Origin of the sequence: Mesorhizobium sp. M4A.F.Ca.ET.050.02.1.1 (genome assembly GCF_003997725.1) — a bacterium.
Taxonomy (GTDB): domain Bacteria; phylum Pseudomonadota; class Alphaproteobacteria; order Rhizobiales; family Rhizobiaceae; genus Mesorhizobium.
This window is the reverse complement of record NZ_RZSG01001436.1, coordinates 1-577: the sequence shown is the minus strand read 5'-3', so window position 1 is coordinate 577 and position 577 is coordinate 1. Positions and strand designations below refer to the sequence as shown.

At 74.9% G+C, this 577-nt stretch carries 1 pseudogene; it reads right to left on the bottom strand.

Annotated features, from left to right (window positions below):
• Nucleotides 1–577 (bottom strand): annotated as a pseudogene (locus EOA33_RS37995) (ATP-binding protein); the annotation flags it as partial.

Sequence of the window (577 nt, the reverse complement as noted above, 5' to 3'; positions counted from 1 at the left end):
GCCCTGCTCCTCGATATAGGTGAGCAGGCGGCGCGCGCGGCGCAGCGAGTGCGAGCCATAGGCGCGCGCGATCGCCGCGTCGCTCGGGCACGGCCGGCCCTCCTTGGCCGCGCGGGCGATCATCATGAAGACGCCCTGCATGTCCTCGGGCAGCAGCGAGGCGCGCACCGAGACGTCGCGCCAGGCATCGTCCTCCGCCATTTCGGAGCCGAGGCCGGCCCGCGCCCGCGTCAGCATGCGGCGGAACTCGGCAAGGTCGGGCACGACCGAGGCCAGCCCCTCGATGCGGCAGCGGACGACAAACTCCTGATAGAGCACGCCGACGACGCGAAAACCCGCGTCGGGCTCGGCCAGCACGGCGCCGAGCACGCGGTCCATCCGTTCGCGCCGCTCGGCCAGGTCCTCGGCGCTCGGTGCCGGCTCGGCCGGCTCGGGGCGAATCTCCAGCGCCGCCGACTTCGCCGCCATCAACTGGTCGAGCAGGTCGGGCGAGGGCGCCCGGCGCAGCGGCCGCACCGTCTCGGGCGGCGGCGCGGCGAGGATGATCGCGCGCGCGTCCTCCAACGCGGCCTCCGGC